Raw genomic sequence first — 17060 nt, 5'->3', positions numbered from 1 at the left:
CTAATCTGTTAACTTTTCACCACAGTGCGGGCAATAACATTTCTTCTCTCTAACAGCTTCTTTCTCTTCTAATACTTTTTCGCGCATAATTTGAATAATCAGATTATGCGCTTGTTCTTTTGGTAGCCCTACTTTTTGTCGAATACGTTCTATTTCAACTTCATCATGCATGATATCAATACCACGCACTTGAAGTAACTCTCGGAACTCTTGTTCAAGGCGCTGATTACGCTGGTTAAGTTCATTGGCCAAACCAGAAGCTAAAATACCAGCCGGTAAAGCAGCAATCCCTACCCCTAGAATTGTAATTAAGGCTCCCAATAATTTTCCTAGACTAGTTACTGGTGTGACATCGCCGTATCCGACTGTAGTTAAAGTCACAACCGCCCACCACATTGCTTTAGGAATAGAGCTAAAAGCTTCCGGTTGCGCTTTATTCTCAACAACATAAATACCAGAGGCAGTCATAATAATCATAATGATTAAAATAAAAATCACTGCCTGAAAGGAACCTTTTTCTCGCTTAATCACACATAGCAATATTTGTAGTGAGATGAAATAACGAGTTAATTTTAATAATCGAAGTAACCGTAAAATTCTTAACATACGAAGATCTATTCGTACAAAGAAATTTAGATACGCAGGCAAAATTGCCATGAGGTCAATCAGTGCTTCACCACTTTTCATCCATGCTAAACGTTGCTTCCATGCAGCTTGTGTCGGATCACGCTCGACTATACTCCAGAGCCGTAAGAGATATTCAATACTGAAAATTGCAATTGAGACATTTTCAAAGTAGTCAAACCATATACGGTAGCTGTAATACAGATCATTTACTGTTTCTAGTAATACAGCAACTACATTCCCAATAATTAAGAAAACTAAAAAGTAGTTAATACATCTACTTACTGTCGTTTCGTAATCATGATTATGAAGGTTGTTATAGAAGAACCGACGTACTGTCTTCCATGCTAAAATTCGCATACGGATCTGAACCACGTTATATTGAACATATATTAAGCTCACATACGTAAATTCACCACTATAGCAGCCAATAAAATATTTTATTAATTGTATTAGCTAAACAATCATAAATAATATTTCATATTTACTAATTATATTTTAATGCGCTGCAACATATCTAAACTCATTTTCCTCCCACCATTGCACATCATATATACCGGCATGGGACTTCAAAATGACATTAATATAATTTTGTAGCAACATAATATGGTGAGTAATATCTAACTTTCTAAAAAGAAATCTTCTTAAAATTGGTGTATTTGGTGAAATGAATATTGCAAAACCATTACTGTATTCTTCATAAACGCTAATACCGATATACATCGTAATCTCAGGTAATGGCACTTCTATTTCCCAGCCCCAACGCTCAGCATTTAACTCAATATTTAAGTGATATCTATTTTTTAATATACTATAAATATATTGTGCAATATCTTCAGTTTTCTGTACTAAAGTATTCCCGTCTTCTGCTGATAAATTTTGATCATATAGCTGATAATCATCAAATTTAAATTCAACAATTGTCTTTAGCATTTTTAAATTCCATATATAAAATACCCATGTTCTTTTTAATTATTTTTAAGTTCATACAAATATTTTAAAACAAAATCTTCTTTAATATCTAGCGTTATATTTATTTTTACATTTTATTAGAATAAAACATGATTAATTTATTATTTTAATAATTAAAATATGTACCAATTCTCATTAAAATAAAAAGGAGCTGAATAATCAGCTCCTTTTTTGTACTAAATCGACCTATTAAGTCAACTGAGCAGCGGCAATTTTCTTAGTATCTACTTTATCAGCAGCATTTGTATATTCGCCCATTTGGTCGAAATTCAAATATTTGTAGATGTCAGCAGACATACTGTCAATTTGAGCTGCATATTGTTGGTATTCTTCCGGAGTTGGTAATTTACCAAGTACAGCAGCAACAGATGCAAGCTCAGCAGACGCTAAGTAAACGTTAGAACCTTGGCCTAAACGGTTAGGGAAGTTACGTGTAGAAGTCGAAACAACAGTTGTGTTCGGCGCAACACGTGCTTGGTTACCCATACATAATGAACAACCAGGCATTTCTGTACGCGCACCAGCACGGCCATAAGTGTTATAGAAGCCTTCTTCCATTAACTGATGTTCGTCCATACGTGTTGGTGGAGCCAACCATAAACGAGTTGTTAATGAACCGCTTGGTACTTTCTCAAGTAACTGACCAGCAGCACGGAAGTGACCAATGTTAGTCATACAAGAACCGATGAATACTTCATCAATTTTGTCGCCTTGAACGTCAGAAAGAAGTTTCGCATCATCTGGATCGTTCGGGCAGCAAAGGATAGGTTCTTTGATTTCTGACAAGTCAATTTCATACACTTTAGTGTATTCAGCATCAGCATCAGCTTTAAGTAAGCTTGGGTTTGCTAACCATTTTTCCATGTTTTCAACACGGCGAGCCATCGTACGTGCATCACCATAACCTTGTGAAATCATCCACTTAAGCATTGTGATGTTAGAACGTAAGTACTCAGCAACTTTCTCTTCAGAAAGTGTGATTGCACAACCAGCAGCTGAACGTTCAGCAGAAGCATCAGAAAGTTCGAATGCTTGCTCAACTGTTAAGTCAGTTTCCATTTCTGTTAAGTCGATTTCTAAGATACGACCAGAGAAGATGTTTTTCTTACCTTTTTTCTCAACAGTAAGATCGCCTTCTTTGATTGCATAGTAAGGAATCGCATGTACAAGGTCACGTAAAGTGATACCAGGCTGCATTTTACCTTTAAACTTAACAAGAACTGATTCAGGCATATCAAGTGGCATTACACCAGTTGCAGCAGCGAAAGCTACAAGACCAGAACCTGCTGGGAATGAAATACCTATTGGGAAACGAGTATGCGAGTCACCACCAGTACCTACTGTATCTGGAAGAAGCATACGGTTTAACCAAGAGTGGATAATACCGTCACCTGGACGTAAAGATACACCACCACGATTCATGATGAAGTCTGGAAGTGTATGTTGCATTTGTACGTCAACTGGCTTTGGATAAGCAGCAGTATGACAGAAAGACTGCATTACTAAGTCAGCAGAGAAGCCCAAGCAAGCCAAGTCTTTTAACTCATCACGAGTCATAGGACCAGTTGTATCTTGAGAACCAACTGTAGTCATCTTAGGTTCACAGTAAGTACCTGGACGGATACCTTGACCTTCTGGTAGACCACATGCACGACCAACCATCTTCTGAGCTAAAGTGAAACCTTTACCAGTGTCAGCCGGTTGTACTGGAGTACGGAATAATGTAGATGGAGCTAAACCTAAAGCTTCACGTGCTTTAGCAGTTAAGCCACGACCAATGATCAAGTTAATACGACCACCAGCACGTACTTCATCTAAAAGTACTGGAGTTTTAAGTTCAGACTCAGCGATTTGTTCGCCATTTTTGAACGCAGTGACTTTTGCAGCAGCATGATCGATTTTAAGAGTAACTTCGTCACCCATGTTCATGTTAGAAACATCGATCTCTACTGGTAATGCACCTGCATCTTCCATTGTGTTAAAGAAGATCGGAGCGATTTTACCGCCTAAGCACACACCACCGTCTTTTTTGTTTGGAATGTGAGCGATTTCATCACCAAAGAACCAAAGAACAGAGTTTGTTGCAGATTTACGAGATGAACCTGTACCAACAACGTCACCAACATAAGCAACTTGATTGCCTTTAGCAATGAGTTCTTTAATTTGGCTTAATGGACCAACTTCACCTGGTTTTTCAGGGTTGATACCATCACGCTCATTTTTCAACATTGCATTTGCATGCAATGGAATGTCTGGACGGCTCCATGCGTCTTGAGCTGGAGACAAGTCATCAGTGTTTGTTTCACCTGTTACTTTGAACACAGTGATTTTGATTTCTTCTGGTACATCTTTACGACTAGTGAACCATTCAGCATCAGCCCAAGATTGTAAAACAGCTTTTGCATTTGCATTGCCAGCTTTAGCTTTATCAGCTACGTCATGGAACGCATCAAATACAAGTAATGTTTTTTTCAAAGCTTCAGCAGCCAAGCTACCTAATTCAGCATCATCCAGAAGCTCAACTAAAGGCGCTACGTTATAGCCACCAAGCATCGTACCTAGTAAATAAACTGCACGTTCTTTAGAAACTAGCGGAGATGTCGCTTCGCCTTTTGCAATCGCTGCCAAGAAAGCTGCTTTTACGTAAGCTGCTTGGTCAACACCTGCAGGAACACGGTTTTCAAGCAAATCAACCAAGAATGCTTCTTCACCTGCCGGTGGGTTTTTTAATAACTCAACAAGTTGAGCAGTTTGAGCATCATCAAGTGGCTTCGGTGGGACTCCGAGTGCGGCACGTTCAGCAACGTGTTGGCGGTAAGCTTCTAGCACGGTGTTCATTCCTCTTTTTTTAAAAAATTACTTGTAAATTCCAGCTTTCACAAAGCTTCACAAGTAATATGGACTACAAAATTTTACTAGAGTTCAAGCCAAAAGTTAATGAGCGCGGGGTGTTTCTCCGTGATGCCCATTATTTTGTAACTAAATACCCGTGTATAAATAATGATCTTAATAATGGATTTATCATGCGGTATTTTAAGTTAAAAGAACACTCCACCTTAGTGGAGTGTTTGACGATGTCTTATACACTTAGAATTTTTTGTAGTTTGGCATTTTGTCATGTGGGGTAACCAAACACTCATCTGTCATTTGTTTTCTAATCTTTTCTTGCAAGGCTTCTGGATTCGTTTTTAATTCGTCTTGTGGAATGGCGTAAACTTTTTCAATAATATTAAAGATGAATTTTTTCGTAATTTCGTCTTCAATTTTATTAGCATGCTCAATGGCTTGAGACTTTTCAATTGCTTGCTGACGATCAAACAGAATACTTCTTGCTGCATTCCCCACACTTGTACAATAGCCATGCCATTGCTCTTCAGGTGTTAAAGGCTTTTTTTCTGTACAGCCGACTATTAACATGCCCATTAAAACAAATAAAACTTTTTTCATCATTACTCTACACAGACTATGCTGCCCACATCATACTGAATCTGGCAGACTTTGCAAAAATTCTACTTATATGTCTTTATTTTTGCCCAACTTCGATAAAAAACCGAGATGATTGCATCTCGGTTTTTAGTGTTCTTCAAACCTTTAGAAGCGCCAATTGTAGAATAAATCTATTGCTCGTTCTAAAGATTGACTTGCTTCCAAATACAAACGACGGTTCATTTGATAACGCAACGTCAGTTTATTGACTGGAGTAAACACACCGACACCATAACGAATAAATAAATCAGGTGTAATGTACCCAGTTAAACTTACTTGAGTATCATCTCCTGTACCTTGAGCATCTAATGCAAGACCACTCAAACCAAAAGTACGTCCAATTTGATTCGTTAAAGCACGAGTACCACCCAAGCCCATACTAATACCGGCAGCAGCAATTGTATTGTTCACATCAGATTTAAAGCCTTCTGCATTACTTAAACCACTTGCACCTTCATTAATACGCCCTGTCACGAGTGCATTTAATGCCTCTTGTTCAGAAAGGCCTGCATCATTATAAACTTGAATGTTTGGTGACGAAGCAGTACCAGTGACACGAACCCCCACCATACTACCCTGAACATTTTTATTCGCATCAATATCTAACGTCGGGTTTGCTAATGGGCCATTAAAACGGGCAATTGCACGGTTTAAATCCAGGCTTTGACCATAGGCCTCAATTTTCACTTTTTGACTTACACCAATAGCACCCATTGCTCGCATTGCCGTTTCATAACCGCGTTGGGTTAAATTCAAACGCCCCACTAAAGGAATATTACTGTTAAAGCCTTGGAAGATGACTTGATTGCCAATATTTACCGAGATATCTGCACGGATATCCCACGGTTTTGCCGCACGTAAAATTGCAAGTGGGTCCTGACCTTGGCGAACAATACGAACATCTGAAGATGTGTTAACCACTGGTGCAGTTGTTTCAGGCATTGAAATACGTGCACGAGGAACATCTACTGATCCTTTCAAGCTTAAACGCTTATCAAAAGGATACATATCAAGTGTCAAATTCGGATTTGCAATAGCCGTAATTAATGGAGCTTGACGTACAAGTAAGTTATCGCCTTTTAAGTTTAACTGTAGACGCGGTGCATTTTTCCAGTCAAAACTACCTTTAAGTAACCCTACACCTTGTCCACTATTGAATGCACCATCAATTGTTGCCATGTCCTGACGAATAGATGAATACACCTGTACATTGGTTAAATTAACTGGCAGGGAAATCATACTGATCGCCCCGTTTTTCAAACGCATTTCGCCCGTAAACTGTGGCTGGGTCAAAGTACCATTCACTTTGCCAGCTAAGGCTAAGGTACCACTCATTGAACGTACATCTTGAATGAATGGTTTTAACACTTTTAACTGTACATCGTTAAAAGCTACCTCACCATGCATTGGCATAGATGATTGGTATGGATTAATAATAACATTCGCATATCCTGTACCAATATCAGGTGTTTTTACATCGACACGGAACAATAAGCCTTCTGAAATACTTTTTGCAATTACACTCAGTTCATCATAAGCCAAAGTAGTCGGTGGATCTTGCGGGTCTTCCGCTGCTAGGCCCAGTTCACCTTTTCTGGTCACTAAGCGTGCATCAAGCTTAGGATGCCCACCATTTACCCAAGAAGCTTTAGCATAACCATTAAGTTGGCCTGTCATAGCCAAACCTTCCGGCATGAACGCAGCAAAATCACCTAAATCTAGATTTTGAGTAACAAATGAAATATTACCTTGTGCTTTACTCACACGCACAGGCTGGTCAAGACACAACTGGCTATTTGTACTTTGCCAGCAATGTTGCCCAACATATAATTCAGAACGTGCCGATGAGAAAACAACTGGTGCATTTTGATTTTGTGCTAGACGAATTCGGCGTGAATCAAAACTTCCTTTTTGAATTTGCCCTAACCAATCATTCTTCGCATTAAATCCACCGGCTAACTGAACATAGAATTTAGAAACATTATTATTTCCTTGCACTTTTAATAAATGGGCTTTTCTTGTTCCTGTTAAATTCACTTCAGCAGACTGAATTTGACGGCTACCACTACGTAAATTGTCTAATTTTGCTGTTAACTGAGTTGGTGTTGTTTCGGAAGTAGGCAATTCACCCTGGATACGAAGTTTTTTAATACTGACTAATGTATTAAATGCAAAATTATCAACCGCAATATTCGCCGTAGCTTTCAAACGCGGTTGAGATTGGACACTCAAGTCTCCATATGCACGCCCACTTAAACCCGGATACAACTCATAAAGCGCAGGTGCATTCAGCTTAATTTTTAAATTCTGTGCATTACCAGTCGCCTGCAACTGGTTTTGCGCATAAACTAAAAATAGATTATTTGCTTCAAATTGCTGAGGTAAAAAGCCTTTTTGGTTCGAATCCATAAGTATGGATAAGTTACCTTTACCTCTGACTGGCTTATTATTCAAATAACCCGCAAGGTTCAATTGTTGAATATCAATACGCTTTAACTTGTCAGACCAGATGCCTTGTGTTTTTACATTTCCTGAAATTTCACCTTTTACACTGGAGGCAAAATATTGAGGTTTAAAGCGTACTAACGAGCTATTAATATCCCAAGCAATACGGTCTTTTAAATTTAATGCCCCAGTCGCATAGATTTTCCCAGCAACACCATCATGTTGTAACTGACTAATTCGGATAAATTCTGGAGTACCTGCAATAGAAAACTTTAATAGTCCATTGGCTTGATTAAGTGCTTTTAAAGATCCGTCATAATTGACCGCAAAGCCTTTAAAACCACCACCTGCTTTAACATCATTAAATAATAAAGCTGCTGTACTTTTTCCAGCTAGCGCAACCATTTCTTGACCTGCTTGAGCCAAGCGACCTTTTAAATCAATTTTTTCAAGCTGAATAATTTGTTGATTTGGCTTTGCAAAACCGCTGGCTTTAATTGATCCGTTGAGCAAGTTAACAGGCGCCGCTGTATGTATACTTTGTGGATTAAAGTCTTTTGCATTTAATAATGCATTCCATGCCAGCTGACGTTTTTCACTTGGTAATAAGACTTTGGCCTGACCTGTGAGGCTACCCTTTTGAGCCGCAAAACTAAAACTAGGAACATTAAGAATATTATCTTTAACATTCAAAGTTGCTAAATATTGTCCAGCCGGTAATAAGGTCTGTTCATGCTGATATACTTTTGTCGAAACTTTAATATCTTGCTGACCATCTCGCAAAGTCAAATCAACTTGACCACTATCACTACTTAACCAACCTATATATGGCATAGCACGATCTATATTTGCCCAAGCCACATTCATAAACATAGGTTGTGGCTTCTTATTCTTTTCAGGTGCTTGGTTTAGTTTAAGTTTCCAAGATTCATAGCGGTCAAAGTCTACATTGGCAAATACTTCCGTACCTTTTTCCAAAGAGCCAGTTGAAGAAACGGCTGCATCTAGACTTGGCGGCAAGAAATCCTGAACGACCTGTGGAATAGCTTTGTCTTTAGGATTAACATGATCTAGGCGACCTTTGATGTCCCAAGTGACATGATCTTTCCAGTTCACTAATCCTTTAAGATTAACTGCACCCTTCATGACCTGCCCGTTAAAATCAGTAATATTCAACTGATGAACCAGATCAGTATTCATTAAGGCGTTGTACTGGCCTTCAGGTAAATTCTCCCCTTTTAAATCTGTCTCAAGTGCTAAGTTGAGTTGCTTAATATCACCCTGAAATTTAATTACACCGTTTTTAGCAAATAATTTTTGCTCAACCAGTAAAGGCAAGTGATAATTTTTGAGTAACAATGCACCTTGCATAGGCACTTCATGACGAACAGGATGTAAAACAACCCAACCTGTTAATAAATCTGGTGTTGTCGTTGCTACACCGGCTTGCAAAGTATCTAAACTACCCCGCGCTGCCACCTTAATATTTTGGATGTTTAAACTTTTTAAAGAAGGAATTCTTAAATCTGCAGTCGCATTCAGTGGGTATTTGCCGCTAAAGTCCATATTTCCTGTTGCGTTATGAACAGAAAGATACCCCATATCCATACTTGAATTTTCAAATTTCAGTTTTGTCTCTGACCACAAAGCATCATTTAGATGAACATCATGGAAATTTACGACAGAACCTGAATTTTTAATTTCTAAATGATCAACATCTCCAACATCTACACGAAGCACAAATGGTAATTTAATGGGTTTAAACTCAAATGGCTTATCCGATGGCGGAGCTTTGTTAATAATAACTAGGTTACGGACATCTGCATTGCTCAAATGCACTTCTTTTTCTAATATTAAAGAACGCCACCCTAAACGGACATCAGCTCTATCTAAAGTAACGTCAACTTCTTTTAACTGAACAATAATATTTTTAAGAATAATTCCCCTGAGTAAATTACCCCCCTCATACTCGTATTTAATGACTTGCTGAGCTTGTAAAACACGATCTAATAAAAAACGACTTCCACGGTCAGTCGACATCATAATAATGATGGAAGCAACAAGTAATAAAAGTATGATCAAGATTGTCAGCAAGAAGCTACGCAAAATACGTCGCTTCTTAGGAGAGCTAGGTGCCGAAGTGGGCTGCTGTTCTACTTCCGCCATAAAATAAACCTAATAAAATTTTATTTTTAAAGTTGTGGACCAATAAAGAAATGCAAACGAATCGGATGGTTATCATCAGAAATACCAGAAGCCACGTCTAAACGAATTGGTCCAATTGGGGACTTCCAACGAATACCAACACCCACACTATAGGCCGTCGGATTACTAAAACTCTTATCGTAAGCATTACCAAAATCAGAAAAAACAGCTGCTCGCCAACCCTCTTTGAATTGATAGTTATATTCTAAAGAGCCTACTGCTAGAGCCTGTCCACCAATCTTATATCCATTATCTTCTGGTGAAAGACTTTTATAATCAAAACCACGAATTGTCTGGTCACCACCAGTAAAGAATCTTAAATTGTATGGAACTTTATCAAACTCATCGGTAAAAATATAACTAAAATCGGACCGCCCAACAAACTGATGGTCATCATTTTCACCTAAAGAATAAATAAATCTCCAGCCCGCTGTTGCAATTGCCATATTGGCATCTGAAAGTAAACTTTCGCTACCTAATTCTAATTTATAAGTTTGCTTAAAAGCTTTGGTCGGGTTTAAGCGTGTATTACTTGAGGTTTTAGAGGTCTCATAACTAAATAATAATGCTTCTTGCTCTGATGCAGCAGTTTTAAATGCGTCTGGTAGCTCAGAGATATCCACATTCCCCTTTTGAGTTAGGCGGTCGAGACGATAACGTACCCCAATGGTATGTTGCCAGTTTCCGAGCGGTTTTTTAATAACTCGTTCTCCACCTAAAACTGCCGATTCTGTAAGTAAACTTACATCCGGACCAATATCATCCCTCGTCTCACGCTCGTAACCACCCACAATATTAAAGTAATCATTTAACGGATGTTTATAAGGAATACTATAGCGCCCATCTATAGATTGACGAATTTCAGAAACTTCTAAGTTAGCATCAAATGAATGACCGTATTTATTTACAATCGAACGTCTATATTGGCTACGTAAACGGGCACCAGTATCGGTACCATAACCAATACCTGTTTCCAGACTATTTAGTTTATCGGCATTTAACGTCACAATCACTGGTATACGTTTTTCTTCCCGGGCTTGAGCCTGTAAACGGTCTTGTTCAGACTCTTGTTCTTCATGCTGTACAGTTGCAGCTTTTAAAGATGCGGGTGCGGCTTGTACACTTTCAGTTCCGGCAAATTGTTTTTCATCTACCACATTTTGTGTCACTTCTTTACTTGAGGAAGCCAACTGGCGTGCTTTGGCAAGTTGTTGTTGCTCTAAAGGAAGCAGCTTCGATTCATCAATATCAACATTCTGCTGATCGACCAACGCTTGTAAATCGGGTGGTAACTCAAGTGGTTTTTCAATTGGGTCGGGTTTAATTGAATCGACCAAGGTATAGTTAAAATAACGTGAGTTAGTCAGGTTATTTGCTAAAACATTTACACGCCAAAAAGCATAGTCATCACCCTCTTTCCACGGTGCCATGCTTTCAAGAATATTCATATTTAAAGGTAATGGTTTTGATGGATCGCTCATGCGAAACTCAACCTTACCAAGCTTATAACGCTCCCCCGTCTCATACTTGAGGTTAATATCCGCTTTATTTTCAGGTTGGCTCACTTTTACGTCATGTAAACGCCAATACGCATCAAAATAACCATTATCCGATGCAGCATCGACAATTCGGCTTTTTGTGGTTTCGTAAAGACCATGATTAAAAATATCACCTACATCTTGGTCAGGAACTAAACGAATGACCTGAAATTGTGGCTGTTTTGCACCAGCACCAGTAAATTCAATGTTTTGTTCATTAATCCGTACTGGTTCATTTGGCGTTACATTAACGCGTACGCGACTGGCACTTAACTTTTCAAAACGAAACTCAGCATTGTAATAGCCTACAGCTTGAGCAGCCTGATTACTTAAGCTCCTAAGTTGCGGTAGCGCTGCATTAAAATCTTCAAATGATTCTTGGGTAAATGTAGATAATTTACCTTTGATATTTTTAGCTAAATCATCTGGCGCACCCGTAACCTCAGCAGTAATACGGGGTATCTGCTCCATTGGAATTACCCGAGGTGGACGGATTTTATTGAATATACGTCTAAAGAAACCTTTTTCTTCGGGTGGCTCTTCAACGGCAGCAGTAAGCTCAGGTAAAGTTTTTCCTGTTTCATTGGCTTCAACCACAATCTTACTATCAGATTGAATCTCATGCATGAGCTGGTCAATATTTACAGGGGCCTGATTAATTTCATGTAATTCTGCTTGTGATGCGTCATTCACCACCATTTCTGGTTGTTTTTGCGTACCATTTTGGAAGTTTTGAGCCTCGTTTTTTGCCTCTTCTGCTACCCGATAAATTTCATTTGCCATATTCTGGTCAACAGGCATAACCGGTAAGTCTTCAAGATTATCAAGCGTAATTGGCTTAAATTCTTCAATCTGATTCGGAAATTGTTCTTGTTGTTGCAATATAGCCAAGCTATCTTGTTGTTGCTGTGCTTGAGTTACAAGAGTAGCGACATCGGTAATTGGAACATCACTTGGGTTATTTGTATTAGTTTGTTGTACCAATGAATCTGTTACCGTCTGGTTTGCTTCTGGTGTAACGGTCTCAGCCGAACTTTGAGCATAACAAGGAGTAACACATAAACTTAATAATAAGCTGCTACAAATAAGTTTAGGTATACTCTGCATTTTTAAGATTAAATGCATAGAGTGAGAAAGAGTTGACTGTTTAAACTTAATTTTAGAAGGCATGAAAAACTCTAAACTTATTTTTTAATAAACGCACCAATATGAGGACAAAACTCACTCAAAACCATTGATTTTTCATTTAATCAAGCGTTAAAAATATCATACATGGTTTTAGATGCAAATTAACACTCCGTCACATTTTTTTATAAAACTCAATGAAGCTTGCACATGATGAAACAAGATGAATCCCTGATGACATCACGTCGGTTTGTACCGATGTTTTTTACCCAGTTTTTTGGCGCATTAAATGACAATGTTTATAAGCAAGCTTTATTGTTAGTCATTACTTATGGTTGGATTCAGCAACAATCTGCACCAGTAAGCACACTCAATAATTTAGCAGCATTGTTGTTTATTTTGCCATATTTCTTTTTTTCAGCAACTGCCGGACAAATTGCTGATAAGTATGAACGCTCACAACTTGTCCGTGGCATAAAAATTTTAGAAATCATTATTATGCTCATCGGTTCTGCCGGTTTTTTATTGGGGCATTTATGGTTGCTTCTTTTAGCCCTATTTTTGATGGGCACACATTCGACTTTCTTTGGTCCTATTAAATATGCCATTTTGCCAGAAATCTTAAAACCACATGAACTCATGTCTGGCAATGCCCTGTTTCAGTCTGGTACATCCATGGCTATCTTATTCGGAATGATCTTGGGTGGTGCCGTAATTGCGTCATCAGATGGAAACTTATTGTGGATTAGTATTACTGTAGTAGCGATTGCTTGCATAGGTTATTTATTCAGCCGTTTCATCTTGCCACAAAAAGTTGCCGCACCTGATTTAGATATTGACTGGAACTTTATTCGTACAAGCTTTCAAACTATCAAATATGCCAAAAGCTTACCGTTAGTGTTTACAATTTTGTTAGGTAACTCATGGTACTGGTTTTATGGAGCGACTTATTTAACCCAAATTCCGCAGTTGACTCAGCAAAACCTTCATGCATCGGAAAATGTGGTTAGCCTATTACTTACTTTCTTTTCAGTCGGTATTGGTGTGGGTTCTCTTCTTTGCCGCAAAATTGGTGGTTCAGAAATTAATATTAAAATGGTGCCAATCGGTGCAGTTGGCCTTACTGTTTTTGCGCTCTACCTTGCAGCCAGTCTGGCTTTTGTACCTGAAAGAACTGGAGCATTACTGACATTAAAAGATGTTTTTACCCAAGGCTGGGTTTACTACCATGTCATGATTGCTGTGACTTTATTGGGTATTAGTGGCGGTTTTTATATTGTTCCCCTATATGCCATGATGCAGGCTTACTCACCACGCTCACATCGTGCCCGAGTGGTTGCAGCAAATAACATCTTAAATGCCGTTTTTATGGTTTCTTCTGCAATTTTCTCAATCTTAATCTTAAGTGTTTTAAAAATTGATATTAAAATACTATTTATTATTACAGCTGTACTTAGTGCAATCTTTAGTATATGGCTTCTTGCCCGACTAAAACCAATGCTTGCCACAGCACATCTTTCTTTGGAGGACTAATTTATGCGCCACTATACTGGAATTGATCAACTTATTAACTCTTTTGATCAAGCATTACGTAGTCTTGTTCCGGGTGCAACAGCAGCACAGCGCCAAAATCCAGCTGAAACAGTAGAAGCAAAACTTGGTGTAGAAGATGCTCGCCATGTTGCAGGTTTAATGCGTGTTAACCATAGTGGTGAAGTGTGTGCTCAAGCACTTTATCATGGGCAAGCATTGACAGCGAAATTGCCAAATGTACGCCGCGAAATGCAACAGGCAGCGATTGAAGAACAAGACCATTTAGCTTGGTGTGAAGACCGTTTAAAAGAGCTAAATAGTCATACAAGCTTATTGAACCCGATTTGGTATGGCCTTTCATATGGTATGGGTGCTCTTGCCGGTATTGCAGGTGATAAATATAGCTTAGGTTTTGTTGCTGAAACTGAACGTCAAGTTAGTCTACATTTGCAAGATCACTTAAACCAGTTACCAGCTCAAGATGAACGCTCGCGCAAAATTCTAGAGCAAATGAATGAAGATGAATTGCATCACCGTCATACTGCACTTGAAGCAGGTGGTGTTGAATTACCATATGCAGTAAAAATCACAATGACTGCTATTTCAAAGTTAATGACAAAAACGAGTTATTATCTTTGAAAAAACAAAGGATTGATCCCATTCGGATCAATCCTTTTTTAAAATATTATTTTAAACCATGATCATATTTAAAACGCTCAATATCTCGAATTGAGTTCCAATAGTTTCTATTAATACGGTCACGATCAATTTGTAATTCTCTTAAAAGTTTACGATAGCGTTCGCGTTCTTCTGGCTTTAATTTTTCGTTGTAAGCGCTATCAGAATATTGCTTAAATTTTTTGTCATAACGATCATATTCAGCTTTTGCATTGTAGTAATCGGAAGCTGCACGATAATAAGGTCTTAAACGATTACGCTGCTCAACTGGGCATACATTAATATTGCCGTTACCCTCTAAGGCGTTATAAAAAATATTTGATGGCTGGCAATAATATCCTAAGCCCTCTTTATATCCACGTTCATATGACTTTTGATCTGGAACAATATTAGCTTTCCCACACGCTTTATAATATTGATCTAAACGCGGCGAAGACCCCTTTGAACCATCTTTCTCACCTACTAATGACCAATTCGCAGTCTTACATTCTTCTACGCTCATTGCAGCACAACCTGAAAGGCTGATTGCTAAAATGGCTAAACCGATATTTTTCATATTAAGAGAACTCAAAAATAAAAATTAAAAAACGCAAAAAATAAAATTCCAGTACATGTGCTATATAAGCCTTGCTCTATTCAAGATTTATACATAAATATTTAACTGGATAAGATTTTAAGTTTAAAGCAGTTTGACCATCTCACCAAATTTAAGGATCACAATTCCTAATTATGTTTAATTTTAAAAGCGAAATCATGAACGATCAGACAACTCTTTAATGGTCCTTATACGTTAATTTTACTTTAAAACCTTACCACAAAAACAAAAATTAACCTATTGATTATTAATATAAAAAAATAAATTCACTTATAAATAAACTATTTATTATTTTACTGTTTTTTTACGGGATTAACGTCAAAGGCTACGGTAGGATTTGAGCTAAATAACCACCAAGGTTTTTTATAATGAGTACGCTTATTTACCCAAATTTAAACTTAAAAGATCCTCACTTTAAGGCATTTAAAATATCAGATGATTTTATTCCACAGACACAAAGTCATACGTTCAACTCAGAGCTTTTTTTAAAAGAAGTTGATGAATATTTAAGTTTATACCCTCACACTCAGCACATCGATATTTGTCTACATGACTTAAACGGGCATATTCGTGGCAAACGTATTGACGTTAAGAGTCTGAAAAATCTATCGAATGGATGTTATTTTCCACTTTCTGTTTATGCCATGAGCCTTGATGGAAAAGTGATTGAAGAAACAGGCCTGGGAAAATATATTGGTGAACCAGATAGACTTTGCCTGCCCATTTTAGGCAGCTTGCAACCCAGTGCCTTAGCCCCAGAATTAAATGCTCAGCTTTACCTATCCATGCAAGAAGAAGATGGTTCTGACTGTCGCTATGAACCACGTAATATATTAAAAAAATTATTAAATCAGTTACATGCTAATAATTATTTCCCTGTCATGGCTGCCGAGCTTGAGTTTTATCTTTTCTCACCTCAGCATCAATTCGAGATATGTTCAGAAAACCAATGTTTTGATATAGATGCGCCAAATAATTATCAGCAAGTTCTGGATGAAGTTGAAAAAGCAGCCCTACTACAATCAATTGAAATTACCGCTATTGTTGCAGAGTCATCCCCTGGACAATATGAATTAAACCTTCAACACAGCCATGACATTTTAAAACTCTGCGATCAAATTAATGCCTTAAAAAGAATTGTTAAACAAGTTGCAAGAAAGCATGACTTAACCGCTTGTTTCATGGCGAAACCAAACTTGGCAAAGGCTGGTAGTGGTATGCATTTTCATATGAGTATGCTGAATCAATACCATCAAAATATATTTAGTTCAGAAGTAGAAAAAGATGAGCTTTCAGCCAAATTATTGAGCGCGATTAGTGGCCTAATTGAGTTAATGCCTGCATCTATGGCGATTTTAGCGCCTAATATTAATTCTTATAGACGTTTTAAAATTGGTCATCACGTGCCATTAGAAGCCAATTGGGATACTAATAACCGAAATGTTGCAATCCGAATTCCATGCTCAGATGTACAAAATCAACGCTTAGAATATCGTGTTGCTGGAGCTGACTGTAACCCCTATCTGGTGACAGCGACTATTTTAGCGGGCGCGTCTTATGGCTTATCTCATAAGTTACCGCTACCAAAACCTGCACATCTTTTAAAATTTCCAGACGAGCACATTTTATTAGCCAACAATCAGCCGGAAGCCTTAAAAATATTTAAAGGAAGTCTTATTTTAAAAGGGTATTTAGGGGCAGACTTTGTAGAACATTGGTACACGGTTAAACAGGCTGAATATCAAAACATTTATAGTCAGATGACTGAAGCAGAACAACATTGGGATATATAAATAAAAAAAGCAAAAAAACTATAAACCACTTTGCAAACCCTTAGGGAGAAATACCCTAAGGTTTTT

Annotated in this window: 10 protein-coding genes; 3 read left to right on the top strand and 7 right to left on the bottom strand. The window is 37.9% G+C overall.

Going from position 1 to position 17060, the window contains the following annotated elements; all coding sequences use genetic code 11:
- The 6 genes from KNQ97_RS15090 to KNQ97_RS15065 all read right to left on the bottom strand — a co-directional run bounded on the left by KNQ97_RS15090 (position 1) and on the right by KNQ97_RS15065 (position 12440).
- Positions 1–984, bottom strand: coding sequence for an ion transporter (locus tag KNQ97_RS15090; protein WP_001221035.1), 984 nt, complete (start codon positions 982–984; stop codon positions 1–3).
- A 138-nt stretch (positions 985–1122) separates the two neighbouring features.
- Positions 1123–1557: a hypothetical protein gene (locus KNQ97_RS15085; protein ID WP_000920881.1), complete on the bottom strand. Its 435-nt coding sequence runs from the start codon at positions 1555–1557 to the stop codon at positions 1123–1125.
- 228 nt (positions 1558–1785) lie between these two features.
- Positions 1786–4425 carry a bifunctional aconitate hydratase 2/2-methylisocitrate dehydratase gene (locus tag KNQ97_RS15080; protein ID WP_000888596.1) on the bottom strand — a complete coding sequence of 880 codons (2640 nt, stop codon included), beginning with the start codon at positions 4423–4425 and terminating at the stop codon, positions 1786–1788.
- Between the two features lie 258 nt (positions 4426–4683).
- On the bottom strand, positions 4684–5046 hold the full coding sequence (locus tag KNQ97_RS15075; protein ID WP_000976734.1) for a hypothetical protein: 363 nt from the start codon (positions 5044–5046) through the stop codon (positions 4684–4686).
- 141 nt (positions 5047–5187) lie between these two features.
- Positions 5188–9693: a translocation/assembly module TamB domain-containing protein gene (locus tag KNQ97_RS15070; protein WP_000852513.1), complete on the bottom strand. Its 4506-nt coding sequence runs from the start codon at positions 9691–9693 to the stop codon at positions 5188–5190.
- Positions 9694–9719: 26 nt separating this feature from the next.
- A complete protein-coding gene (locus KNQ97_RS15065) occupies positions 9720–12440 on the bottom strand; it encodes an autotransporter assembly complex family protein (protein ID WP_065184272.1) in 2721 nt (906 codons plus the stop codon).
- Positions 12441–12605: 165 nt separating this feature from the next.
- Here KNQ97_RS15065 and KNQ97_RS15060 point away from each other — a divergent pair, with 165 nt between their 5' ends.
- Entirely contained in the window at positions 12606–13928 is a 1323-nt protein-coding gene (locus KNQ97_RS15060; protein ID WP_000977590.1) for an MFS transporter, read from the top strand.
- A 3-nt stretch (positions 13929–13931) separates the two neighbouring features.
- Entirely contained in the window at positions 13932–14567 is a 636-nt protein-coding gene (gene coq7 / locus KNQ97_RS15055) for a 2-polyprenyl-3-methyl-6-methoxy-1,4-benzoquinone monooxygenase (RefSeq protein WP_001216787.1), read from the top strand.
- 46 nt (positions 14568–14613) lie between these two features.
- Here coq7 and KNQ97_RS15050 read toward each other — a convergent pair whose 3' ends face one another.
- A complete protein-coding gene (locus KNQ97_RS15050) occupies positions 14614–15162 on the bottom strand; it encodes a DUF2799 domain-containing protein (protein ID WP_253612417.1) in 549 nt (182 codons plus the stop codon).
- Between the two features lie 407 nt (positions 15163–15569).
- On the opposite strand from KNQ97_RS15050, the gene KNQ97_RS15045 reads away from it, so the two are divergent.
- Complete coding sequence (locus KNQ97_RS15045) at positions 15570–16994, top strand: glutamine synthetase family protein (RefSeq protein ID WP_253612416.1); 1425 nt, start codon at positions 15570–15572, stop codon at positions 16992–16994.
- The last annotated feature ends 66 nt before the right edge of the window (positions 16995–17060 follow it).

This window comes from Acinetobacter sp. UC24323 (assembly GCF_024151445.1).
GTDB lineage: Bacteria > Pseudomonadota > Gammaproteobacteria > Pseudomonadales > Moraxellaceae > Acinetobacter > Acinetobacter baumannii.
This window is presented reverse-complemented; position numbering and strand designations above follow the sequence as displayed.

Excerpts from the sequence above, each read along its gene's own strand:
- KNQ97_RS15090 (WP_001221035.1), bottom strand. The coding sequence starts at position 984 with ATGCGAATTTTAGCATGGAAGACAGTACGTCGGTTCTTCTATAACAAC.
- KNQ97_RS15085 (WP_000920881.1), bottom strand. The coding sequence starts at position 1,557 with ATGCTAAAGACAATTGTTGAATTTAAATTTGATGATTATCAGCTATAT.
- KNQ97_RS15075 (WP_000976734.1), bottom strand. The coding sequence starts at position 5,046 with ATGATGAAAAAAGTTTTATTTGTTTTAATGGGCATGTTAATAGTCGGC.
- KNQ97_RS15070 (WP_000852513.1), bottom strand. The coding sequence starts at position 9,693 with ATGGCGGAAGTAGAACAGCAGCCCACTTCGGCACCTAGCTCTCCTAAG.
- KNQ97_RS15065 (WP_065184272.1), bottom strand. The coding sequence starts at position 12,440 with ATGCCTTCTAAAATTAAGTTTAAACAGTCAACTCTTTCTCACTCTATG.
- KNQ97_RS15060 (WP_000977590.1), top strand. The coding sequence starts at position 12,606 with ATGATGAAACAAGATGAATCCCTGATGACATCACGTCGGTTTGTACCG.
- coq7 (WP_001216787.1), top strand. The coding sequence starts at position 13,932 with ATGCGCCACTATACTGGAATTGATCAACTTATTAACTCTTTTGATCAA.
- KNQ97_RS15050 (WP_253612417.1), bottom strand. The coding sequence starts at position 15,162 with ATGAAAAATATCGGTTTAGCCATTTTAGCAATCAGCCTTTCAGGTTGT.
- KNQ97_RS15045 (WP_253612416.1), top strand. The coding sequence starts at position 15,570 with ATGAGTACGCTTATTTACCCAAATTTAAACTTAAAAGATCCTCACTTT.